The organism is Trinickia violacea, assembly GCF_005280735.1.
In the GTDB taxonomy this organism is placed as follows: Bacteria; Pseudomonadota; Gammaproteobacteria; order Burkholderiales; family Burkholderiaceae; genus Trinickia_A; species Trinickia_A violacea.
On record NZ_CP040078.1, the window covers coordinates 140,888 to 164,037 of the forward strand.

The 23,150-nt window shown below is 64.1% G+C and carries 16 protein-coding genes; 5 read left to right on the top strand and 11 right to left on the bottom strand.

The genetic code is table 11. The features are described 5' to 3' along the window. Positions 1 to 9: 9 nt before the first annotated feature. Both FAZ95_RS22650 and FAZ95_RS22655 read right to left on the bottom strand, forming a co-directional pair. Complete coding sequence (locus FAZ95_RS22650; protein ID WP_254700407.1) at positions 10 to 1,557, bottom strand: multicopper oxidase domain-containing protein; 1,548 nt, start codon at positions 1,555 to 1,557, stop codon at positions 10 to 12. 152 nt (positions 1,558 to 1,709) lie between these two features. Next, positions 1,710 to 3,278 (bottom strand): multicopper oxidase domain-containing protein, encoded by a 1,569-nt coding sequence (locus tag FAZ95_RS22655; protein ID WP_137334778.1) that lies wholly within the window; start codon positions 3,276 to 3,278, stop codon positions 1,710 to 1,712. A gap of 623 nt (positions 3,279 to 3,901) precedes the next feature. On the opposite strand from FAZ95_RS22655, the gene FAZ95_RS22660 reads away from it, so the two are divergent. Further along, the gene (locus FAZ95_RS22660; protein WP_137334779.1) at positions 3,902 to 4,753 is read left to right on the top strand and encodes a hypothetical protein; all 852 of its coding nucleotides are present in this window, start codon (positions 3,902 to 3,904) and stop codon (positions 4,751 to 4,753) included. Positions 4,754 to 4,883: 130 nt separating this feature from the next. Here the strand turns inward: FAZ95_RS22660 and FAZ95_RS22665 are convergent, their stop codons facing one another. Further along, complete coding sequence (locus FAZ95_RS22665) at positions 4,884 to 6,215, bottom strand: GAF domain-containing protein (protein WP_217497465.1); 1,332 nt, start codon at positions 6,213 to 6,215, stop codon at positions 4,884 to 4,886. Further along, positions 6,212 to 6,685 (bottom strand): pyridoxamine 5'-phosphate oxidase family protein, encoded by a 474-nt coding sequence (locus FAZ95_RS22670; protein ID WP_137334780.1) that lies wholly within the window; start codon positions 6,683 to 6,685, stop codon positions 6,212 to 6,214. The genes FAZ95_RS22665 and FAZ95_RS22670 overlap by 4 nt, the downstream gene beginning before the upstream one ends. A gap of 117 nt (positions 6,686 to 6,802) precedes the next feature. Here FAZ95_RS22670 and FAZ95_RS22675 point away from each other — a divergent pair, with 117 nt between their 5' ends. The 4 genes from FAZ95_RS22675 to gad all read left to right on the top strand — a co-directional run bounded on the left by FAZ95_RS22675 (position 6,803) and on the right by gad (position 13,865). Beyond that, positions 6,803 to 8,326 carry a flavin-containing monooxygenase gene (locus FAZ95_RS22675; protein ID WP_137334781.1) on the top strand — a complete coding sequence of 508 codons (1,524 nt, stop codon included), beginning with the start codon at positions 6,803 to 6,805 and terminating at the stop codon, positions 8,324 to 8,326. Positions 8,327 to 8,985: 659 nt separating this feature from the next. Then, positions 8,986 to 10,683: an aspartate-alanine antiporter gene (aspT, locus tag FAZ95_RS22680; protein WP_137334782.1), complete on the top strand. Its 1,698-nt coding sequence runs from the start codon at positions 8,986 to 8,988 to the stop codon at positions 10,681 to 10,683. A 75-nt stretch (positions 10,684 to 10,758) separates the two neighbouring features. Further along, positions 10,759 to 12,414, top strand: a complete 1,656-nt coding sequence (locus FAZ95_RS22685) for a bifunctional aspartate transaminase/aspartate 4-decarboxylase (RefSeq protein ID WP_137334783.1) — start codon at positions 10,759 to 10,761, stop codon at positions 12,412 to 12,414. A gap of 77 nt (positions 12,415 to 12,491) precedes the next feature. Continuing rightward, a complete protein-coding gene (gene gad, locus FAZ95_RS22690; protein ID WP_137334784.1) occupies positions 12,492 to 13,865 on the top strand; it encodes a glutamate decarboxylase in 1,374 nt (457 codons plus the stop codon). A gap of 82 nt (positions 13,866 to 13,947) precedes the next feature. Here the strand turns inward: gad and FAZ95_RS22695 are convergent, their stop codons facing one another. From FAZ95_RS22695 to FAZ95_RS22725, 7 genes are all read right to left on the bottom strand, one after another. Next, a complete protein-coding gene (locus FAZ95_RS22695) occupies positions 13,948 to 14,733 on the bottom strand; it encodes a cyclase family protein (RefSeq protein ID WP_137334785.1) in 786 nt (261 codons plus the stop codon). 65 nt (positions 14,734 to 14,798) lie between these two features. After that, the gene (locus FAZ95_RS22700) at positions 14,799 to 16,331 is read right to left on the bottom strand and encodes an indolepyruvate oxidoreductase subunit beta family protein (RefSeq protein WP_137334786.1); all 1,533 of its coding nucleotides are present in this window, start codon (positions 16,329 to 16,331) and stop codon (positions 14,799 to 14,801) included. Then, a complete protein-coding gene (locus FAZ95_RS22705; RefSeq protein WP_137334787.1) occupies positions 16,321 to 18,570 on the bottom strand; it encodes a thiamine pyrophosphate-dependent enzyme in 2,250 nt (749 codons plus the stop codon). Before FAZ95_RS22705 ends, FAZ95_RS22700 begins: the two co-directional genes overlap by 11 nt. A 7-nt stretch (positions 18,571 to 18,577) precedes the next feature. Further along, a complete protein-coding gene (locus tag FAZ95_RS22710; RefSeq protein WP_137334788.1) occupies positions 18,578 to 18,892 on the bottom strand; it encodes a zinc ribbon domain-containing protein in 315 nt (104 codons plus the stop codon). Beyond that, positions 18,889 to 20,046 (bottom strand): thiolase family protein, encoded by a 1,158-nt coding sequence (locus FAZ95_RS22715; protein ID WP_254700254.1) that lies wholly within the window; start codon positions 20,044 to 20,046, stop codon positions 18,889 to 18,891. Before FAZ95_RS22715 ends, FAZ95_RS22710 begins: the two co-directional genes overlap by 4 nt. Positions 20,047 to 20,080: 34 nt before the next feature. After that, a complete protein-coding gene (locus tag FAZ95_RS22720) occupies positions 20,081 to 21,442 on the bottom strand; it encodes an MFS transporter (protein WP_137334790.1) in 1,362 nt (453 codons plus the stop codon). Between the two features lie 11 nt (positions 21,443 to 21,453). Next, positions 21,454 to 23,082 carry an ATP-dependent acyl-CoA ligase gene (locus tag FAZ95_RS22725; protein WP_437437775.1) on the bottom strand — a complete coding sequence of 543 codons (1,629 nt, stop codon included), beginning with the start codon at positions 23,080 to 23,082 and terminating at the stop codon, positions 21,454 to 21,456. Between the last annotated feature and the right edge of the window lie 68 nt (positions 23,083 to 23,150).

Here is a 23,150-nt window from a genome sequence, read left to right on the forward strand (position 1 = left end):
TCCCCGCCTCTAGTTCGATTCGTCGATCAGGAACACTTGCGGATCAACGAGCATCATCATCATCATTCCGCCAGGGAAGATGTTGTTCGTGGTGATCTCGCGCTCGTTGTGCGAGTGCCACATGAATGCGAAGCCTGCCTCCGTTTGCGGCGGATTCACGCTCGTGCCGCTTGGCGGCGTCGTGCCCGTGGGCGAGGTTGCGCGCATGGTCGCATCCGGTCCGAGATAAGGGCTGCCGCCGTACCAGAAGCCGTTGGTCAGCACGTGCGAGTCTGGCAGCGTGACCGGGCCGCCGCTGGCGACCTTGCCGAACGGATGCGTCTCGAGCGCCTTGTTGTGATCCGCGCACCACTCGTAGTAGTTCGGCGCGGTCGGATCGGCCGTGTAGTAGCCGTTTGCATCCGGGATGCAGACGCTGCCGTCGCCGGGGTAATGCGCGTACACGTCCCAGTTCAGGCCCTTGCCTGTCCAGTAGAAGATGCCGTCCATCGCAAGGCCCGGCGTCGTGGTGGTCGTGAACAGCAGCGGGCCGGCGACCTTGGTTGCGTCCGTTTTCGCGAGCAGCATGTTGCCGTCGCGCGCGAGCACGCGTACGTGATTGCCGTGCTCATGGAACGGATGCTGCCAGCGGCCCGTGCCGATGATCCTCAGCAGGACCAGCTCGCCGGGGTGCATGTGCGGGTTGCCGTTGTACGGCTGGTTCGGATACTGCGCCGCGTAGTTCGGGTCCATGTCGTCCGGCATCGAGCGGCCGTTCACCATGAAGTACGCCGGATGATAGGGCTCCGTCTCGACGGTCATGCAGCCGGTCGGCTGGGTGCACGCGTTGCCGGCCTGCTGCTCCGCCTGTGCATGAATGCGCGGATCCATTTCTGAGAACTGGAACAAATACTCGCGGTCGTAGCACGCTGCGCTGTGGTTGTAGGCCGCAGCGGCGTTGCGGAAGTCGGGCTGGCCGTCCAGCAGCTTGCGCGTTCCCTGGATCGGGTTGCAGCCGGTCGGCACGGCGAGCGTGCCGGGCGCCGAGGTCGGCAACACGATGATCGCGCCGAAGAGCCCCATCTCGATCTGCAGATCGCCCTGCGTGCCGCTGTAGTAGGCGTGCGTGCCGGGTGTGGCGGCGACGAAGCTGTAGGTGACCGTGACGGTGTGGGACGCCTCGCGCGTGAGCAGCCCCTGCACGCCGGTTGGCGTGCCGGAGCAGAGCTTCGTCGTCGGATCGATGGTGCCCGTGCAGACGTCGAACCCGGGAAAGAGAATCGACGTGTTGCCCGCTGCCGCCGGCAGACCGTCGGTGAGGGTCACCGTGATGATGTCGCCCTGGTTGACGATCAGCGTCGGGCCAGGAATCTGCATGGTCGGACAGTTCGCACCGGCAATGGTGGGCGGCGAAAATCCGGCCGGCGCGGTATTGCAGCCGTAGCCCCACGAATAGACGCTATTGCCGTCCGGCTGGCTGATGCGGCTCGCCTCGGCCCGCAGATCGAAATGCGTGCCCGTGATGCCCGGCGCGGCCGCATGCACTTGCATGCAGAAGAGCGCCGCGAGCGCCGCCATGCCGAACCTCGCAAGCCGCCCGAGGCGCGCGAGCGTCGCGATCCATGTTTGGTGAGTGTTGTGTCCCACGGCTCTTCTCCTAAATGCAGGACTCCTGGCCGGGTCCCTGGCTGAGCAGCCGTGGACCGCGTTTCTCAAGGGCAAGAGGCGTCTCATAGCGTGCAGACCTTCGTCTTGGGGTCCACCGACTTGCAGATGTGCACCTCGGTCATCAGGCCGCCGAAATTCTCCTGGTCGTTCGCCAGATGATCCAGATTCGGCGTGTACAGGTAGAAGACCTGCCCTGACTGATACTTCGTCGTATCGGTGGCGTCGAGGATCAGATCGAGCGATTCCCCGCCGCCGAGCGTGATCGAGTTCGTGTAGTAGGTCATGTCATTGCCGGCCATGTCGCGCAGCAGCCGGGCATTGACGCCTACGACGTGCATCGGAATGCCGAGCGAGGCGAGCGTCTGGTATTCGGTGACGTCGAGATCGGAAATCCGCAGCAGCACCTTGCCCCCGACCGGAATATTGATCAGCGACGGCAGCGGTTGCGAGAATCGCGGCACGCCGTCCGACGCCGGCGTCGAAAGCGGATTCGGATTCACCGTGTCCGGATAGCTGCGGCCGTTCAGCAGGAAGAACTTGTCTTTCATGTCGGTGAACGGTTCCGGATTGAACGTCATGCCGACGAAGTGGAAGTTCGGATCGAAGCCGTGGATCTGCACCGGATACTCGACGTCGTAAGCGGTCGAGCCGTCGCCGTCGTTGTACGCGTAAAGCGTTGGCGTGCCGCTCATGTTGTTCACGTGCAGGACGTTGTTCTGCGGCGGCACCGGTGTCGAGCACAGAATGTCGTTGCCGCACCGTGTGCGCAGATCCTGCTGCTGCGCCTGCAGCCCGTTGTAAAGCGACTGGCCGGCAGGGACGCGGTTCTGGCGCGGCCGCACGAAGATCTGTCCGACCATGCCCATCTGCAGGTGCTCCGGCGGCGTGATGTGGCAGTGCCAGAAGTAGGTGCCGGCATCCGGTGCGAGGTAGTAGTACGTGAAGCTCGCGCCGATGTTGATCGCGACCGACGCGTCCGGCACGCCGTCATAGAACGACGAGGCGTTCGGATAGCCGTGGAAGTGCACCGTATGCTTCTCGAACAGGTCGGGACGCATGATCATGCCGACGTTGGTCAGCGTGAGGAAGAACTCGTCGTCCTCGTCGATCGCCATCATCGGCGCGGGCTGGTTGCCGTTCATCACGCCGACGTCCATGATCGGCCGCGGGTCGACATGGCCGGTGAGCTGGCCAGGCGGAACGGATTCCGGATCGGGCGTGAGACCGACCGCGCCGTTGTAAGTCGGATCCGTTCTGGGATCGCCTACGGTGTTGAACACCGAGGCGAACTGCGTGCCGGGCAGCCCTGCCTTGATGTCGGCGAGACCGGACAGCGGCCCGAAAGCGAACAGGTAAGTCTGAACCCCGTTGGCCATCGTCGCGTAACCGTCGCCGCCCGAGATCTGCTGACACTTGATCGCACCGTTGACGACGCCGGTCGAGGTGGAGTTCTGTCCTGTGAAGGATGGTCCCGTGTACGCGGGTTCCCCGGCGCCGGGCGGCAGCGCCGTCGGGTGCGCCGGCGTGGTGCTCGGGCATTGCACCATGAACGACTGGGAGAATGAGGGAATCGCGAACAGCATGAACAACAGTGCGGCCACACTATTGCGACACCTGCGGATGCTGAACATATGACCTCCGTCCTTCGGGTCAACCAGCGCGGTACGCGCTAAACGTCACGCACTACTCCAAACCCGGGCTGGTGACATCGTCACAGTGGCCCGTATCTGGATTCTGGATTTGGACGACGGAGCCCGCGATGGGTCACCTCCCTACACTTGCGGTAGGGCAAACCCAGTGCGTTGTGCGGTCGTGTCCTGGACGGACGATGGAGCGTGTCCTGGCCAACACAAGCGACCAGTCACGCAGCCACTCCGGTATGGGAGTGGAACGCGGACACAGCGCGATTCCTTTCATTTGCTTTTCACAGAAGGCCATTGCTTCGGTGCGCTTCAGCGAGCGTGAGGGCTATCACGGATTCGTCACAATCGTTCTCGCACTCGGGCTCGATCTCCGGCGAGGCGTGAGGCGCCCGACCGTGCTCGTCGAAAAAACGGAGGACTGCAATGTCCTTCTTATGTGTCCTACGTCCTATAGAGGCGCACTTTCGCATGGGTACAATCCCCCGTAATCACGTCTTGCGCGCAAGAGCGAAAACCGCGGACTTCTCGATCAAGCGGTCAGACGGGCGGCACTCATATCCTGGTTGTTAACCGGCGAAGGACTTGACGTAATCAGTAGCGGGGGACGCGTCATGGTTTATCTGGAAAAAAGGGCTGTACTGAATTTCGTTGAGCGGAAGGATCACACCCTTGAACTTGTCGGGGTCGATAACGAGAAGCGAACGTATTACCCCGCCATGTCAATGTGGTTGAAGCTGGAGAAGCTTCAGGTGGTGCAACAGCTCGTCGAGCCTCTGGGTGGAGACCGGCAGCCGATGCTGTCCACTTCGCTACACGGAGTGGCACATCTTGACGGCCAGGACCTCTCGATCATCGGCGCCTCTCAGCAAGCGACGCGCACGCTTCAGGTGTCCTTTGAGGCCCGCGACGTCAGCACGGCGGACCGGCTTGGTTTGCGCGCATTGGAAGACGAACTGGGTAACTCGTTGTCCGATGTGGCGCTCGGCACTGCCCGACTGGGCTTCAATCCTGCCGATGGCGAGACCAAGGAACCCGAACAGTGGTGGCTCGCCTGCCACATTCCCACCGCCTGCCTACAGGTGCTTGCGAAGGCAATCTCGGATGGCCAGCTTGGCGCGGTAGAGTTAGGGCTGGCAATGCGGCACCTCTACACGAGCGAAAGTCCGGCGGCTGACCCTGCACGCCAGCCTCGGCTCTTTCTCCGGCCCAACGAAAGCGACGACACGATCGAATGGCCGAATATCGCAACTGGCTATGTCACCCACCTTCGGATCGACTTTGCGACGGCTTCATTGCGTGGCTCCGCGGCGAGCGGCGACCAGACGGTAGCGGCGAACCTCGTCGCGGAAGCCGTGAACTCACTGGGACCGAGGCTCCTTAACCTGAGACTGACGGTAAGATGGATTGGCCTCCTCATTGCCATGTTGCTCTTGCTTGAAGTTCTCGAGCGGATGCGGATCTAGATCGTTAACAATCGATTCGAGAATGTTAGTCCTAGAGGGGCGGATGGCGGATTTCGCAATGCACCTCCCCGTTCTAAATCGGCCTAACGCCTTGTCGCTCGGATTGAGATTTGCACGGTCTCTTTGCCGCCTATCCAGTGTGTGAGAATGCCGGTATTCCATCGATGGCCAATCTGACCTGGCCCCGCCCAGTATGGATCAGCCGCACTGGAAGATTTTTTTCGTCCAGTCGACGACGCAGCAATAGAAGACGCGTTTCAAGATTGTCTTTGATATCGGGCAGCCTGAGCGTTTCCGCCAGGCGGATCTCCCGGTTCGTGAAATCGCTCCTGCCTTCGTTGATATAGGCATCGAGCATGTAGGCCAGAAGGCGTCCGGCGACACCTTTGATCACGTAGGCGTTGTCAATGAAGACGCTGTCGTCATACTGATGGTGAATGACATGGATGGCACGATCGCCATGCTGCTCGTGCGCGGCACATGCTGCCTCCGGCCCGGCTTCGGGCGCGAGCGCTTCGCAAAGCGCAAGTGCGAGTGCACACTGGTTCGCGATCATTTCCAGTGCCGTTTCGTGCGTCGTGGTGAAGGCAAGCCGATCCCGGCTCTCGACGAAGAGTACCCCGCGTATCGTCCCCTGCGCGAGAAGCGGTATTGCGATCTGACTCATGGCATCGGGCATGCTCGGCAGCACGATCGTTCGGGTACGGTTCTCATCGGAGTCGCTCGTTGCTTCAATCGCGGCCCCCATCCTGAGCACCCGGCTCATATCGTTGATCTTCACCGGGCGCTTGCTTCCAGCAGCGATGCCGATAAGACCGTCGTCAAAAGCAATTTCCGAACCGATGCCGGAGCGATCGTAACCTCGGCTGGCGACGGTGGTGAGCAGCCGGCGCGCATTGTCGCCAAGCAGTACGATGGCCTGGCTGAAGCCCACGTCGTCGCATCCGTCGAGTACCGCGCCGAGAACGTGCTCTGTATCGTTTTGCGCGCTGATCGCGTTCATCGCCCGACGGAGGACAGCGAGGTCAAGCGTCGACGACAGGTCTAATGTGTCGGCGGTCTCAACGGGAGACGCAACGCCAACGATAGCGTTGACCCGAAAAATATCGATCGCTTTCAGGCGCATGATTCCGGCCAATCCTACCTGCGCGCTGCTAGCCCGCAATTGGTCCGACACACGGTCAAAGAGCAGACCCTCATCGCGCGACGTGACCCAGGTGATATCAAGCTTGTACTGTCCACCGTGACGAGCACTGACCAGCAGCAGCGACGCCTGTGGATTTGCGCGAACATTCGCAGCCGTCTTGGCGAAGAACTGGTTGGATATCGCAACATGTGCGTCGTCTACGAGCACGACATGCGACAGGTACGAGATATTGGGCGTGCCGTCGGCTGCGGCAGTCGCAATGATCGAAGGAATGACCCCTTCGAAGCAATCGTCGAGATCTCGAAGCCGTATCATGATGCGACGCCCGTTCCCGCAGCGGTGCCAGCTTTGGGGCCAGGCGTCTGCACATAAGCCTCCTTCACCAGAAGACGCGCAACCGTCAGTTCCCGTTCCGTGATGAACGGCGATACCAGTTTGGCGGGGTGGCCAAGGCCGCTGAAGTGCGCATAAAGCTTGGTCTGGTAATGGCGGGACTGCTCCAGGTCTCGTTGCTCCGCGGCACGGAGACAGGCAGTGCCTTTCAATTGATACGAAACATAGTCGGAAGGGCGCGAAAACGTGATCGCGGCCTGTCCGTTGGCAGCCAGGTTGGAAGTCGTTTCCGGCCATTGCCACGCGGAAATGAACAGTTCGATATTCTCGTCGTCCACGATTCGAGCGCCGACGGCCCGACCTATCGACGGGCGGTTCGCTTCATCTCGCGTTCCGACAATGATCATCACGGGGCCCACGACAAAGCGCTTGATCTCCTCCGAGAGTCGCATATGCCCTCCTGTTTCTCTGCCCTTTAGGAAGCCGCACCATTTGCTTAGGCATTATTTAGCAACGCGTTTTGCAGCTACGAATTATAACGTGGGGCCCACCACGAAGGAGAGCCGTACATGAAGCATGGAGAGAAGGACACTGTCGCGATCATTGGCGCCGGGCCGGGAGGTTTGGTTTCGGCTCGCTGGTTCGCGCAACATGGAATCGAGCCCGTTTTGTTCGAGGCCGGCGATCGACTCGGCGGCCAATGGAACCTGGCGGGCGCAGCGAGCAAGACCTGGGCGGGGATGCGCACCAACACCAGCCGCGTGATGTCGGCGTTCTCCGATCTTGACCACGCCGCGGACGTGGCCATCTATCCTCGACAGGATCAGATGCTGGCCTATCTGGAGCGCTACGCCGCCAAATTCGATCTGGTGCGGCGCATCCGGTTTGGAACGCGCGTCGAACGGCTCGAGGCCGCGCCGGATGGCCGCTGGCTGTTGCGCTTGCGGACGCAGGATGAGGTGGTCGAAGAAACTTTCAGCCGTGTCATTGTGGCCACGGGTGCCCAGGCCCGTCCCCTGGTGCCGGATATTCCGGGCATCGAAGGCTTCACAGGCGCGCTCGGCATTGCACATACCGCGCAATACGAAGGGGCCGACCGTTACCGGGGGCGTTCGGTTGTCATTGGGGGGTGTTCGATCAGCGCACTGGAAATCGCTTCTGACCTCGCATTTGGCGGCTCGCAGGTCACGTCCGCGTACCGGCGACAGCGATTTATTTTGCCCAAGCTGATAGCGGGTGTGCCAACCGAGCATGTGCTGTTCAATCGCGCTGCCGCCCTTGCAGGCGAAGTGCTTCCAGTCGAAGCGCTTGCTGAAGGGCTTAAGGCGACCGTATTGAGGGCGGGTGGCAATCCCGCCCAATTCGGCGCACCCGAGCCCCACGCGAACATCTTCGCGGCTGGCATCTCGCAGTCACAGAGTTTTCTGCCGGCAGTAGCCGAGGGCCGAATCACCGTTCGTCCGTGGATCGAGCGCATCGACAAAGACACCGTGTTTTTTGCCGACGGTAGTCATGCGACGCCCGACGCCATTCTGTTCGGGACAGGTTATGGCCTGTCTTTGCCTTGGCTGGCTGACGACATTGCGAGGACGCTGGGCTTCGACGGGAAGCGGATCGATCTTTACGATCATACGTTCCATCCAGACCTCGAGGGACTGGCGTTTGTTGGTCTCTTCAACCTGATCGGCCCGTATCTTCCGGTGTTGGAGCTGCAGGCACGCTGGATTGCCTACGTACTGGCTGGCCGCGTGAGTATGCCGACACGGACTGAGATGGAGCGGGGGCTCGAAGCGTGCCGAGCGATGCGGGAACGCGACCAGGAGCCGGTGCTGCATCAAACCGCGGTCTGCCTTGCGCGCCACGCGGGGGTGGAGCCCGACCTGGAGCGCTGGCCTGACCTGGAGCGTGCGCTGCTATTCGGCCCGCTTTCGCCCGTTTCATTCCGGTTGCAAGGCACCGATTGTCTCGACGATGCGCCCGTACGAACACAAGCTGCGGCAGCGGCATTTGGCGCGATAAGATCCATGACCTTGACCTCCGACGAGCTGCAGCTCCGACGCCTGATTGACCAAGGCCAATCGCTCGTAGCCTGAGCCATGCGTTACGCCGCATGCGCGACTCGCGAGGCGGATGCTTGAACGGTCGGTCGAAAGTACGCATTCGTCAAAGTCGGTAGGGGCCGTTCGCCGTTGCAGTCGGCGAATGGCCGCTCTGAACTTTGGGAAGACAGCATGCGACACGTCGCCGTCATCCGGGTCGCCGCGACCGGTTGAACCCGCAAAGTCCAGCGGCCATTCACCCGCGAATAAGTCAAACGAATCGAAGATGCCTTAAATAAGCACGTCTTTGCATTCGCAGGTCAATATTTCCCTCTGCTTTTTGTCGCCCGGCTAACGATGACCCTGCCGAATTACGGCGGACAGGCAGTGCCTACCTCACCTAACGAGGGCGGCCATGGCCAACGGCAAATAAATTGATCTACATCAAATTCGTTCTGCACTAGGCGGGCAATCTGTGCGAACCGGCGCGAGCAGGCACGCGCAACGCGCAAAGGGATCGGATCGTCCCTGCTTTCGCCCGGACGGAGCGGGTGGCCGCAGGCATGCTCTGCGTCGCGGCAGTCATTGCCGCAGTGGAAGATCCCGGATGGACTAGTCCATGACGAGATCAAGGCCCTTCGTCCGCGTCTCAGAAACCTCGTGCTGCACTGAAACTTCTTCAGTTTTCCGAAGCAACCCAAGAGGGATCTACCATGTCATGGCTAGCGGCCACACTACGGCACTACCCCGAAATCGCAGTCTTCCTCGCGCTCGGCATCGGCTACTGGGTGGGCGGCAAGAGCTATAAGGGCTTCAGTCTGGGAGCCGTCACGGCAACCTTGCTGGTGGCAATCGCTCTCGGGCAGCTGCACATCACGATTTCGCCCAACGTCAAGTCTGTGTTTTTCCTGTTGTTCCTCTTCGCGGTCGGCTACGGCGTCGGCCCGCAATTCGTCCGCGGCATCGCGAAGGACGGCATCCCTCAGGCCATTTTCTCCGTCGTGCAATGCGCGCTGTGCCTCGCCGCCCCGGTCGTCGCCGCGAAGCTGGCGGGCTACAGCGTCGGCTCCGCCGCCGGGCTCCTCGCTGGCTCGCAGACGATCTCAGCCTCGATGGGCCTCGCCACGGATGCGATCAACCGGCTCGGCCTGCCGCCGGACCAGACCAAAACGCTCCTCGACGCAATGCCGACCGCCTATGCGGTCACCTACATCTTCGGCACGGTAGGCTCCGCGGTGATCCTCGCGATGCTCGGCCCGACGCTCCTGCGCATCGATCTCGTGGCCGCCTGCAAGGAATACGAAGCCACGCTGGGCGGTGCCAAAGAGCTCGGCGGCGCGGGACAGGCGTGGCACCGGTACGAACTGCGCGCGTACCGGATTCAGAAAGACGGCCCTGCGGTCGGCAAGACCGTCAGCCAGCTGGAAGCGCTCGAGCCCAAAGGCATGCGGCTCTTTATCGAGCGGATCCGGCGCGCAGGCGGCGTTCAGGACGCGACGCTCGACTTCGTGCTCCAGGCCGACGACGTGGTGGCGGTAGCCGGCCCTCGCGACCAGCTCGTGTCGCTGCTCGGCGAGCGCGAGCACGCGCACGAAGTCGACGACCCCGAGCTCCTGGCCGTTCCAGCCGAGGGCGTCGACGTCTTCGTGACCAGCAAGGCGGTAGACGGCAAGACGCTGCAGGAACTCGCGACCCTGCCGGCGGCGCGCGGCGTGTTTCTGAGAAAGATCAAGCGCGGTCCGACCGAAACTCAGATCCCGGTCCTGCCGAGCACCAAGCTCATGCGCGGCGACACGGTGACGATCGTCGGCCGCACGCAGGACACGACGGCCGCCGCAAAGGCGCTCGGCGTGCTGGACCGGCCCACCAACGTGACGGATGTCGCGTTTACGTGCCTCGCGATCACGATCGGGGCGCTGGTGGGGGCGGTCGTCTTCAAGGCCGGCAGCGTTCCGATCACGCTCTCGACCGCCGGCGGCGCATTGATCGCGGGCATCGTGTTCGGCTGGCTGCGGGCGATACACCCGACGTTCGGCCGGATTCCCGAGCCCACGGTCTGGTTCATGAACTCGGTCGGGTTGAACGTTTTCATCGCTGTCGTCGGCATCACCGCGGGTCCTGGCTTCGTGGCGGGCCTGCAGCAACTGGGCGTGAGCCTTTTCCTATGGGGCATCGTCGCGACCACAGTGCCGCTGATTCTCGGGATGTACATCGCCAAGTACGTGTTCCGCTTTCATCCCGCGATCGTGCTCGGCGCCTGCGCCGGTGCGAGAACGACGACGGCCGCGCTGGGGATGGTTTGCGATGCCGCGAAGAGCCAGATCCCCGGTCTCGGATACACGGTGACTTACGCGGTGGGCAACACGCTGCTGACGATCTGGGGCATGGTCGTCGTGATGATCCTGAGCTAGCCAGCCTGAACAGGCGCCAAGGATTCGTTCTTCCTTATGTTGGCTCGGCCGAGAAACTTCTTCAGGAGGTGCCAGATGGCGAAGTCCGAAAAGAAGGAGACGGGAGAAGCGGCAAAGCTGGCCGCACTCAGCCCGTTCGAACTGAAAGACGAACTGATCAAGGCGGCCGGCGGCGGCGCCGTGGAGCGCGCGGCGAACGTCGCGATGCTCAACGCCGGGCGCGGCAACCCGAATTTCCTGGCGACGATTCCGCGGCATGGATTCTGGCAGCTGGGTCTCTTCGCGATGCGCGAAGCGGAGCGGTCGTTTGCGTACTTGCCCGAGGGCGTGGGCGGTTTTCCGAAGCGCGAAGGTCTCACCGAGCGCTTCGAGCTGTTCCTGCGCGAGAACAAGGGCGTGCCCGGCATCGCATTCCTTGCGGGCGCGGTGTCGTACGTGCGCGACCAGCTGGGTCTTTCCGCCGGCGAATTCCTGTACGAGATGTGCGAAGGCATCCTCGCGTCGAACTATCCGGTACCGGACCGGATGCTGAAGCTGTCCGAGATCATCGTCGGACAATATCTGCGGCGCGAAATGATCGGGCGCTACCCGTTCATCGGCGAATTCGACCTCTTCGCCGTGGAGGGCGGCACGGCGGCGATGACGTACATCTTCAACACGATGCGCGAGAACCACCTGGTCAAGGCCGGCGACACCATCGCGCTCGGACGCCCGATCTTCACGCCCTACATCGAGATTCCCCGGCTGAACGACTATGACCTGAACGTCGTCAATCTCGACGCCGACGTGGCGAACGGCTGGCAGTACTCGAAAGAGGAGCTCGACAAGCTGCGCGACCCGAAGGTCAAGGCGTTCTTCCTCGTGAACCCGAGCAATCCGCCGTCGGTGAAGATCAGCGACGAAAGCCTCGAAACCATCGCGGACATCGTCAAGGAGCGGCCGGATCTCATCCTGCTCACCGACGACGTGTACGGCACGTTCGCCGACGACTTCGTGTCGCTGTTCGCGCTCGCGCCGCACAACACGATTCTCGTCTATTCGTACTCGAAGTACTTCGGGGCGACCGGCTGGCGGCTCGGGACGATCGCGACGCATCGCGACAACGTTCTCGACAGGCTGATCGCCGAGTTGCCGAAGGACGTGAAGAAGAATCTGCACAAGCGCTACGAGTCGATCACGACCGAGCCTGACAAGCTCAAGTTCATCGATCGCCTCGTTGCGGACAGCCGCACGGTCGCGCTGAATCATACGGCCGGCCTGTCGACACCCCAGCAGGTGCAGATGGTGTTGTTCTCGCTGTTCTCGCTGATGGATACGCCCGACGCCTACAAGAACGCGCTGAAGCGCCTGATCCGTCATCGCAAGCGGGCGCTGTTCGAGGAGATCGGCATCACGTTCGAGGAGGACGACCCGAACCAGGTCGACTACTACACGCTCCTCGACATGGAGTTTCTCGGCGAGCGCGCGTACGGCCGCGACTTCGTCGACTGGGTGACCAAGAACACACAGCCGTCCGAGATGCTCTTCCGGCTCGCGCGCGAAGCGCGCGTCGTGCTGCTGCCCGGGCGCGGCTTCGGCACGCCGCATCCGTCCGGGCGGGTGTCGCTGGCGAACCTCAACGAGTCCGATTACCGGAAGATCGGACAGGCGATCCGCAAGCTGCTCGCGGAATACGTGGAGCGTTACAACGCGGCAACGGGCAAGCAACTCGACAAGAACAAAGTCTTATAGAACCCCGCCGTGAATTGCGACTTGCGCAGTCTGCGGCTTCCATTCATCAAACGTGTTTGGACGTTGAGGAGTGTCAGATGAACCCATCCGTGGAAAAGATCACTGCCTACGACCAGTTTAACTTCCCGACTCCGGAGAACGAGTTTCCGAGAGACGGGATGGCGGCTCGCGCGGCGGAGGCCATCGTCATCAGTTCGGAGTGGACGGATGCGAACCCGATGCTGAACATGTCGTCGTTCGTGACGACATGGGCAGAGCCGGAAGCCGTGGACACGGCGAGACGGAACATGTTCAAGAACTACATCGACCACGACATGTACCCACAGCTGTTCGCGATGGAGACGCGGATGGTCAAGTGGCTGCACCATCTCTGGAACGGTCCGGCCGGCGTGGAGCCGTACGGCACCGCCACCGTGGGCTCGTCGGAAGCCTGCATGCTGGCAGGCCTCGCGCACAAGTGGAACTGGCGGCAGAAGCGCGAGAAGGCAGGCAAGGACGCAAGCCGGCCCAACATGGTGACGGGCGGCAACGTGCAGATCGTCTGGAAGAAGTTTCTGCGCTATTTCGACGTCGAGCCGCGCATCGTGCCGTTGAAGCCCGGCAACTACCGGCTCACAGCGGAAGCGCTCGACCAGTACGTCGACGAAAACACGATCGCGGTGGTCGCGATCGCGGGTCAGACGTTCACGGGCGAGGACGACGACATCCAGGGCATCCACGACTGGCTCGACGACTACGAGAAGAAGACCGGCATCTCGATCCCGATGCATATCGACGGCGCGTCGGGCGGCTTCGTCAATCCGTTCCTCTACCCCGACTACCAATGGGACTTCCGGCTGCCGCGCGTGCAGTCGATCAACGCGTCCGGGCACAAGTACGGCCTCGTTCCGCCGGGACTGGGGTGGGTCGTCTTCCGTGAGCGCAAGGTATTCAACGAGGATCTCGTTTTCTACGTGAACTACCTCGGCGGCGAGATGCCGACCGCGACGCTGAACTTCAGCCGCAACGGCTTCCAGATCGCCGTGCAGTACTACATGTTCCTCAGACTGGGATTCGAAGGCTACCGGCGGATCATGCAGCACACGCTGGAGAACGCGATCGCGCTGCGCAAGACGCTCGTCGACAGCGGCTATTTCACGATCATGAACGAGATGCAGCGGATACCGGTTGTCGCCGTTACGCTGGACAAGAAAGTCACCAAGTTCAACGAATTCGACGTTTCGAACAAGGTGCGGGAAAAGGGCTGGGTGCTTTCAGCGTACTCGATGCCGCCGAACGCCGAGGAAGTGAAAAGCCTGCGGGTCGTCGTGCGTCCGCACATCAATCAGAACGTGGCCCAACAGCTCGGGCACGACGTCATCAGTGCGTGCCGGTATCTCGAGCAGCACGGCGGAACCGCCGCGCCGCCCAAGCTGCACGGACACGAGAGCGCAACGCCCGCCAAGTGCTGAGGCAGGCGTCACGCCTACGGTCACGTACCGGCCCGGCGCAAGCCGCGAGGTTCGCGCCGGCGCCCGCGTGCGGCATGCGCATTCACACGTGGCCGATCGCGGCCTCGACCAGCGCCAGCACGCGGCACGGGCTGCCGGATCCCCGGCGAATCTTCAACGGCGGCGTAATCAGCAGCGCCCCCGTCGCCGGCAGCTTGTCGAGGTTGACGAGGCTCGCCAAGCCGAACTTGTTGTTGCCGTGCATGTTGGAATGGCACGGGAACGGCTGCGCGAACGCATACGCCTGCCCCGCATCGGTACCGACGCCCTCCGTGCCCCAGCCGATCACCTCGCGTTCCCGCGCGAGGAAGTTCGGCAGGTCGGGGTGCCCGCCCGGCGTATGTGCGCCGTCTTCTTTCACGTTGAGAAAGGCGTCCGGATCGGTCCGCTGCGACCAGTCCGTGCGCATCAGCACCCAGCTTCCCGCCGGAATGCGTCCGTGCTCGGCCTCCCACTGCTCGACACGCTCGATGGTCAGCAAATAGTCGGCGCTTTCACGCACCTCAGCCGACACGTCGATCACGCAAGCCGGCGCGATCAGCTTCTGGACGTCGATCGTGTCGGTCGCGTTGTTCGGATAGTCGCGCCCGGTGATCCAGTGAATCGGCGCGTCGAAGTGCGTGCCCGTGTGCTCGCCGCACGAGATGTTGTTCCAGTACCAGGCCGGGCCGCGTTCGTCGAAGTTCGAGATCTCTTCGAGTCGAAACGGCGCTGTCTGACCGTATTGAGGCGGCAGCGGAATGATCGGCGTGCGCGCGTGCAGCGTCTGGCTCAGATCGATGACGCGAATCGCGCCGCTTTGCAACGCATCTGCGAAGGCTTTGAGCATGGGGTTCCCCTTTGTCAACCGCAATTCATCGAAGCAGCCTACTGCAACCGGCCGCAACCTATCAATCACGCCGCGACACGCCATTGGCCGAGCAGATCGGCGAGGCGCTGGCCGCTGTCGTCCGCGAGCGCGGCCTCGCGCAGTTGACGCACGCGATCGGCCGCCGCGCTTTCGCGACGCAGCACCGGCAGCGCCGCCTCGATGGCCGTGAAGCTGCGCATGCCGCGCGCGTGCGTGTCGCCGTAGCCTTTCACGAGACGCTGACAGCGCGCGACTTCGACGGCCAGCCAGTAGTCGTGCCGGGCGATCTCGGCAACGCTCGCGAGCCAGCGCCGGCACGCCGCCATTTCGCGCTCGTAGCGCAGCGAGCGGCGGCGCATGCCGCGCAGCGACGCCACGCAATACAACTGCAAGAACCCGCTCAGCGACGACGTCCGCACGACCCGTCCCTCGCGCGTCATCCGCTCCACGAGGCTGCGCGCCCAACCCGGCTTCATCAGCCAGCGGCCAAGCGCAGCGGGCAGCGTGTCGGCGATCTCGTCGACGCGCGGATGCAGGAATTCGCTGATATGCAGCAACTGTCCGCGCTCCACTTTGACCTCCGCCGCCACGCGCGTGAAACGGCCGCCGCGAATCTTGAGGTCGGCCACGCGCACGGTGTCCTCGTATGACATCCAAAGCGCAAGATGCCTCGCGGTTTCCGACAGAAGCTCCCAGCGGGCGTTGCCGTTGTCGATGTCGCGGATCGTCATCAAGTGATCGAGATATTCCGCGCCATAGGCCACGTCCTGATAGTCGGCAAGCCGTCTCACACCCGCCTGCAAGATCGCGTGGACTTCGGCAGGGAAATCGCTGCGAATGCGAGCGTCGAGCGCGGCCAGCCGGGCATCGTTCGGCAACGGCTTGAACGCCGCTGCATTTCCGGCCGCAGGCATTGCCGTATCCGCCGATTCCTTCGCTGCCGTAGCCGTCGTCGCCGCGAGACCGGCGCCGAACGCCTTCACACTCGTCTCCACGCCGACGCCGCCGCGCTCGATCGCCGCCTCGAAATCGGCGCGCTCGAACGGCAGCACGCGTGCGCCCGCGAGCGCGCCGAACAACGCAGCGCTGATCACGCTGCCGGTCTCCTGCGCCAACGCCGCGAAGTCCGCCGCGATGAAGCGCTTGGCGGCCGCTTTCCCGGCCTCCAGCAAGCGCTGCGAATCGACGCGGCCGTCGCCCATCGCGGTCTTCTCGGTCATCGAGTAGACGCGGTGCGTCGACGTGATCAGCGTCGTGAGGTCCGCCGTGACGAACCCGCGCTGCACGGCCCGGCCCGCTTCCATCAATTCGGAGCACAGGACGATGTCGACATGGCCCGCCACCGGCGCGAGCGCGAGGACCGGCTCCGGTGCGCCCGGTGCGAGCTTCAGCGGATGAAACTCGACGTAGTAGATCGTGGCGCCCGTGCGCTGCGCCACGCCGGGCACGGACGTCGTCTGCGCGACATAGCCGGCATGCTCGGCGAGATCGACGATCCAGTCCGCGAGCACCCCGCCGCCTTCGCCGCCCATCGCGAGAATCGCGATGCCGATCGGCCTCACGGCATCAGACAACATAAGCGACCTCCCGCGACTTCACGCGCCGCTGCAGCGCGGCGATCACGCGCTCGGCGATGCGCTTCGCAACACGCTCCCGCCAGCCCGCGTTGCTGACCAGCTCGGCGCGATAAAAAGACGGACACAGCACAGCGGCGTGCGAGACCTCTCCGCAAAGCCCGCAACCGACGCAGCTATCGAGCACGGCCGCGACCGGATCGCGGCGCAGCGGGTCGGGGTTCTCGCGGATCGTCAGCGACGGACAACCCGAGAGGCGAATGCACGAATGGTCCCCCGTGCAGGTGTCGGAATCGACGCCGAAGCGTTCGCGCACGACGCGCTTGCCTTCCTTGATCCAGCGCTTCATCAGCGGCTTCATGCGGCGCTGCTTGTTCAGCATGCATTCCGATTGCGCGATGATGACCTTCGGCCCGCTCTCCTTCGTCGTCAGCGCTTCACGCAGCGTGTCGCGCATCTTCGCCACGCTGTACGTGCGCGTGATCGTCTTGACCCATTTGACGCCGACGCCGCGCACGGCCGCCTCGATCGGATTGCGGGTGGTGCGGATCGTGTTGTCGGCCCTCGACGACATGATGTCCTGTCCGCCCGTCGCCGCCGAGTAGCCGTTATCGACGATGACGAGCACGTTGTCGCTGCGGTTGAACACCGCGTTGCCGACGCCGCTCGTGAGACCGTTGTGCCAGAAACCGCCGTCGCCCATCACGCTGATCGTGCGGCGGTCCGTTTCCTTCGTGTTGAATGCGGCCGCGCCGGCCCAGCCGAGCCCATAGCCCATCGTCGTCGCCCCGAGGTTGAACGGCGGGAGGATCGAGAACAGATGACAGCCGATGTCGCAGCTGATGTGATGCGCGCCGAGCTCGCGCTCGACGAGCTTCATGGCCGTGAAGATCGGACGCTCGGGGCAGCCCGTGCAGAACGACGGCGGGCGCGGATGCACCTCGGGCAGAGCAGGCGGCGGCGCCTCGATGGCACGAGGCGCCGCCGCGTCAGCCGCGGCCTGCACACTCGCCGAAGCCGAGGCTGACGACACCACCGGCACGGGCACGGGGCGCCGTGTCGACACCGTCTCGCGCACGCCGGCAGGCAACGCCTCTTCACGAATCAGATCGGGCAAGTAACGGCCGACAAATTTCAGCAACCCCTTGATGACGACGTTCGGCGTGTAGTCTCCCGCGCGCGGCAGACAATCCTTGCCATGTACGCGCGTTGGCAGATCGGCCTGACGCAGAATCGTGTTGAGCGCTTGCTCGATGAATTCCGGCTGGCCTTCTTCGATCATCAGCACGGCGCGCTTACCCGCGCAGAATTCGCGCACCTCGGCATCGATCGTCGGATAGGCCACGTTCATCACGTAGATCGGCAACTCGGTGCGGCCGTAGACGTCGGCGAGGCCGACGAGCGCGAGCGCTCGCATCAGCGTGTTGTAGAGGCCGCCTTGCACGATGATGCCGACGTCGTGCGCGCTGTCCGCTCCGAAGAACTCATTGAGCCGGTGCCGGCGCACGAACTCGACGGCGGCCGGCCAGCGCTCCTCGACTTTCTCGCGCTCGTGCCCGAAGCTCGCGGGCGGCAAGACGATCCGGCCGACGTCGCGCACGGGGTTCTCGATTGCGTCCTTGAGCGTGTAGGACGGCCGCACGTTGGCCTTGGTCGTGAAGTGCCCGTGCACGTGGCACGCGCGAATGCGCAGCTGCAGCATCACGGGCGTATGGCTCGCCTCCGACAATTCGAAGCCCTTCTCGACCGCATCGACGATCGAAGGCAGATTCGGACGCGGATCGAGCAGCCACATTTGCGACTTCATCGCGAACGCGTGCGAGCGCTCCTGCATGATGCTCGAGCCTTCGCCGTAGTCCTCGCCGACGATCACGAGCGCGCCGCCCGTCACGCCGCCCGAAGCGAGGTTCGCGAGCGCATCGGACGCGACGTTCGTGCCGACCGTTGCCTTGAACGTCACCGCGCCGCGCAGCGGATAGTTGACCGAGGCGGCCAGCGTCGCCGCCGCTGTCGCTTCGCTCGCGCTGCTTTCGAAATGGACGCCGAGGTCTTCGAGAATCTCGTTCGCGTCCGACAACACATCCATCAGGTGCGAGATCGGGGCGCCCTGATAGCCGGCGACATACGACACCCCCGACTGCAGCAGCGCCTTCGTGACCGCGAGAATGCCTTCGCCGCGAAATTCCTCGCCGGCCGGCATGCGCAGCTTCTGCACTTCCTTCTTGAACGATTTCTCTGCCATGGTTCCGTTACTCGATTGCTCGAATCGGACGAGCGAGAATGCGGTTCGCTTCGTCCATGTCGAGGGCCACTTCGTCGCCGGCCAGCACACCCTGTTCGAGCCGCGCGATCACGACCGGACCGGCGCTCGTCACGACGCTCGCAAGATGCACGTCGCCGCCTTCCTGCGCGCCGACGCGATGACGCACCACCGTCGACTCGTTCACCGTGCCGCGCACGACGGCGCATTCGCGCCATTGCGCCCCGCCGCACGCGGGGCAGAAAACTCGCGCCGGGAATAGCGTCGCGCCGCACTGGGTGCATTGAAATACGCTGAGCGTCATGGCGCACCTGCCTCGGTTCGTTCGAGCACGACCGCGTTCGCGCACATGCCGTAGCGATACTCGACCATGCCGTAGCCGCTCACGACCGCGCGCCGCGCCTCGGACACCTGACGCGCGCCGGCTGCGCCGCGCAATTGCGTGATCGCCTCGACGAGGCCGTGCATGCCGCCCGCAGCGCCCGCCTGCCCCGCCGACAACTGCCCGCCCGACGTATTGACCGCGAGCGCGCGCGACGCGACGCGCTCGATCAGCGCCCGCAGATCGCCATCGGGCGCGAAGCCGAGATCGGCGAGTTGGACGAGCGTCATGACCGGGTAATCGTCGTAGACCGACACCACGTCCATGTCTTGCGGTGAGACGCCGGCTTGCCGCCACAAGTCTTCGGCGATCGTCGCCAGCGAGGTCTGCAAGCCGTCGCCAGCCTGGTGATCGAAGTTGTATCGGCATTGCAGCGCGCGCACCCGCATGTTCGACGCATGGCGCACGAGATCGGCGCGCGCGACGATCACGGCGTTCGCCCCGCTCACGACCGGTACGCAGTCGAAGCGGCCGAGCGGTTCGGCAACGACAGGGGCCGCGAGATAGTCTTCGATCGAAAGCGGCTCGCGGTAGACGGCGTCCGGGTTCTGCGCCGCCCATGCGCGTTGCGCGACGCACAGCGCGCCATAGTCGCGGCGCGTCAGGCCGTTCCGCTTCGCATGGCGCTGCGTCAGCATCGCGAACAGGCTGTTCGGGCCGCCGTTTTCGAGCGGCCGCAAATAGGTGCGCGTCGTGAGGTTGTAATGCTCGACGAGCCGCTTGAAGTCCGCCGGCTCGAAGTGATCGCCGGACACGAGCGCGACGGCGCTCGCATCGCCGCATTGAATCGCGCGTATCGCGTGCTGCAGCAGATTGATCGCGCTCGCGCCGCCGTGACAATCGTCCATGCACCAGCGCGGGGTCAAGCCGAGCCTCCACGCCACGTCGATGGCGTGGTCGGGCGCAAGCGTGAACGACGCGACGCCGAGGCCGTCGATATCGGCTGCGCGCAAGCCCGACTGCTCGAGCACAGCGGCGAAGGCTTGCGCGAGCAGGCCGCCGGTCGAAACGCCCGAGGCGTGGCGCCGGTACGGCACCTCCACGCCGGCAGTCACGAGCACGTTATGAAGAGGCATGGGTTGCATGTCGGATTGCTCTGGGTTGCCCGGTTCAACGCGAGCGCCGCGGCGCGGTCTCGTGCGTGAACAACAGCGCGATCACCGTGATGGCGCCCATCGCGATCAGCATCAGCGCGACCGGCCATGCGGCGCGATAGTGAGCGAGCAGCGCTGTCGCGAGCAACGGCGACAAGCCGCCCGCGAACACCGAGGCGATCTCGTGACCGAGCGCCATGCCCGAGTAGCGCACCTCCGTGCTGAACAGCTCGCCCATCAGGCTCGGCTGCGTGCCGATCATCGCGCCGTGGCAAAGCGGATTCCCCAGCAGGAACGCAAGCCAGATCAGCGTCGGCACCTTGGTGTCGAGCAGCCAGAAGAACGGGAACGCGACGACGATGAGCCCCACCGCGCCGATCATATAAATCGGCTTGCGGCCAATCCGATCGGACAGGCGGCCCCAGATCGGCATCGCAACCAGTTCGACGGTCATCGATACCATCACGCCGGCCAGCATGACCGCATTGGGCACGCCGATGAATTTGCCGTACACGAGCGCGAACGCGAGAAAGATGTACGAGCCGCCGTTTTCCGCGACGCGCAGCCCCATCGCCATCAGGATCTCTTTCGGGTGCTTGCGGATGGCCTCCATGACCGGCATATGCGCCTTCTTGCCCGCCGCTTCCGCTTTGGCGAACTCGGCGCTCTCCGGCAGCTTCGAGCGGATGTAGACGCCGACGCCGAAAATGAAAATCGACAGCAGGAACGGGATGCGCCATCCCCAACTCATGAACGCGTCCTTGGGCAAGGTCTGCACGGCGAAGAACACCGCCGCCGAAAGCACGAAGCCGCCGCCCACGCCGATCTGGCTCCACGCCGCGAGAAAGCCGCGCTTCTCGGGCGGCGCCGATTCGCTGATGATCAGCACGCCGCCGCCCCATTCGCCGCCGGACGCGATGCCTTGCAGCACACGCAGCAGCACGAGCAGCGCGGGCGCCAGGAGGCCGACTTGCGCGTAGGTCGGCAGCAGGCCGATCAGGAACGTCGCGCCGCCCATGATGGAGAGCGTCCACACGAGCGCGCCCTTGCGTCCGTAGCGATCGCCGATGTGCCCGAACAGCACGCCGCCGAACGGCCGCGCGGCGAAGCCCACTGCGAAGCCGGCGAACGCGGCGAGGGTGCCGAGCAGCGGGTCGGCGCCCTTCGGGAAGAACACCTGGCCGAACACGAGCGCGGCGGCTGTGCTGTACAGGAAGAAGTCGTACCATTCGAGCGCATTGCCCGCGACCGACGCCATGACGATGCGGCGCAGCGCCTTGGCGTCGACAGGCGCCGCCTGAATGCCGGCGGCCGTGCCGTTGCCGGCAGCGTCATTGCCGGGTGCACCGGCGGCGGAAATGGTCTGCATGCTTGTCATCTGAGTCTCCCTCACGCCCGCTCGAGCCGGTAGCCCGACGTCTCCAGATCCCACGTGCTCGCCGTGACGCCGGCCTCGCGCAATTTGTACTTCTGAATCTTGCCGTTCTCCGTCTTCGGCAAATCGGGCGCGAACTCGAGATACCGCGGCACGGCGAAATACGGCAGACGCGGCTCGCAAAAGCGAATCAGTTCGAGCGGCTCGAGCGCCTCGCCGGGTTTCAGCACGACCGCGGCCATCACTTCGTCTTCGGCGAGCGCGGACTGCACCGCGAAGACGGCCGCCGTCTCGATCGACGGATGACTCAGCAGCACTTGCTCGACTTCGAACGACGAGATGTTTTCGCCACGGCGGCGGATCGCATCCTTGAGACGATCGACGAAGCGGAAATAACCATCGGCCTCGCGCACGACGCGATCGCCTGTGTGGAACCAAAGGTTGCGCCACGCTTCGACGGTCTTTTCGGGCATGCCGAAATAGCCCGTCGCGAACGCGAACGGTTCGTCCGCGCGCAGCACCAATTCGCCTGCGGTGCCGTCCGGCACCGGACGATCGGATGCATCGACGACGCGCGCATCGAAGCCATTCGCGACCCGGCCCATGTAGCCGGGACGCTGCGCGTCGATGGTCCCGCCGATCGCGAAGTTGGTCTCCGTCGAACCGTAGCCGTCGAGCAGCGCGATGCCGCAGCGCGCCGTGAAATCCGCCTGGAAGCGCTCCGGCACGCCCGGCGCGAGCGCGATGCGCACGCGATGCGCGCGCTCGTTCGGCGACACGGGGCGGCCGAGCAGGATCGGCACCATCGCGCCGAGCACGAAGGTGATCGTCGCGCGCGAGGCGATCAGCGCGTTGAAAAATCCGCTCGCGGAGAAGCGCCGGCCGACGACGAGTTCGGCATCGCGAATCAGCGCCTGGAAGAAGCTGTTGACGGCATTCGTATGGAAGAGCGGCAGGCAGGTATAGAGCACGTCGCCCGCCACGACGCCGAGGTGGCTTGCCGTATGCTCGCCCCACCAATAGAACTGCGCGTGCGGGCAGATCACGCCCTTCGAGGGCCCCGACGTTCCTGACGTGTAGAGGATCGCAAGCGGATCGCCGTCAGCCAGCTCGGCGGCTTCGAGAGGCTCGCCCGCGGGCGGCATCGGCATCGTGCGGCAGGCTCCGGGAAACGCGCCGGACTCCTGCTCGCCGCCGATCAGCCAAATGCTTTCGAGCGCGAGGTCGGGCGCTGCCAGCGCGTAAACCGCGCTCGCCAGATGCGCTTCCGTGACCAGCAAACGCGCGCCGCTGTTGCGCAGAATGTGTTCGAGCTGAAGCCCGCGCGACGCGGTATTGATCGGCACGACCACGGCACCGAGCCAGGCGCAGCCGAGCACGATCTCGATGAATTCGATGCGGTTCGTGCACATCAGCGCGACGCGATCTCCGCGCTCGACGCCGTGCGCGGCGAGCGCCCCGGCGCGGCGGGCGGCGATGTCGAGCGCGTCGGCCGCGCTCCAAGTCGTCGTGCCGTCGGAGATCAGCGGAGCCGCGCCGTGTCGCGCGACACGCGCCGCCAGCAACGCCGGCAGCGTGTGCGGTCCCGCATGCTCCCGCATCGCGCCACTCGTGTTCTCGCGTGCTTCGACAACCGCTTCCATCGCCCGTGTCTCCATGCCGCTGCGTGTATGAGACCCAGGTTAGAATCGGGTAATCTATCTGTCAAATT

Bases quoted from the DNA above. Each gene is read 5' to 3' on its own strand.
- FAZ95_RS22650 (WP_254700407.1), bottom strand. From the start codon at position 1,557: ATGGCGGCGCTCGCGGCGCTCTTCTGCATGCAAGTGCATGCGGCCGCG.
- FAZ95_RS22655 (WP_137334778.1), bottom strand. From the start codon at position 3,278: ATGTTCAGCATCCGCAGGTGTCGCAATAGTGTGGCCGCACTGTTGTTC.
- FAZ95_RS22660 (WP_137334779.1), top strand. From the start codon at position 3,902: ATGGTTTATCTGGAAAAAAGGGCTGTACTGAATTTCGTTGAGCGGAAG.
- FAZ95_RS22665 (WP_217497465.1), bottom strand. From the start codon at position 6,215: ATGATACGGCTTCGAGATCTCGACGATTGCTTCGAAGGGGTCATTCCT.
- FAZ95_RS22670 (WP_137334780.1), bottom strand. From the start codon at position 6,685: ATGCGACTCTCGGAGGAGATCAAGCGCTTTGTCGTGGGCCCCGTGATG.
- FAZ95_RS22675 (WP_137334781.1), top strand. From the start codon at position 6,803: ATGAAGCATGGAGAGAAGGACACTGTCGCGATCATTGGCGCCGGGCCG.
- aspT (WP_137334782.1), top strand. From the start codon at position 8,986: ATGTCATGGCTAGCGGCCACACTACGGCACTACCCCGAAATCGCAGTC.
- FAZ95_RS22685 (WP_137334783.1), top strand. From the start codon at position 10,759: ATGGCGAAGTCCGAAAAGAAGGAGACGGGAGAAGCGGCAAAGCTGGCC.
- gad (WP_137334784.1), top strand. From the start codon at position 12,492: ATGAACCCATCCGTGGAAAAGATCACTGCCTACGACCAGTTTAACTTC.
- FAZ95_RS22695 (WP_137334785.1), bottom strand. From the start codon at position 14,733: ATGCTCAAAGCCTTCGCAGATGCGTTGCAAAGCGGCGCGATTCGCGTC.
- FAZ95_RS22700 (WP_137334786.1), bottom strand. From the start codon at position 16,331: ATGTTGTCTGATGCCGTGAGGCCGATCGGCATCGCGATTCTCGCGATG.
- FAZ95_RS22705 (WP_137334787.1), bottom strand. From the start codon at position 18,570: ATGGCAGAGAAATCGTTCAAGAAGGAAGTGCAGAAGCTGCGCATGCCG.
- FAZ95_RS22710 (WP_137334788.1), bottom strand. From the start codon at position 18,892: ATGACGCTCAGCGTATTTCAATGCACCCAGTGCGGCGCGACGCTATTC.
- FAZ95_RS22715 (WP_254700254.1), bottom strand. From the start codon at position 20,046: ATGCCTCTTCATAACGTGCTCGTGACTGCCGGCGTGGAGGTGCCGTAC.
- FAZ95_RS22720 (WP_137334790.1), bottom strand. From the start codon at position 21,442: ATGACAAGCATGCAGACCATTTCCGCCGCCGGTGCACCCGGCAATGAC.
- FAZ95_RS22725 (WP_437437775.1), bottom strand. From the start codon at position 23,082: ATGGAAGCGGTTGTCGAAGCACGCGAGAACACGAGTGGCGCGATGCGG.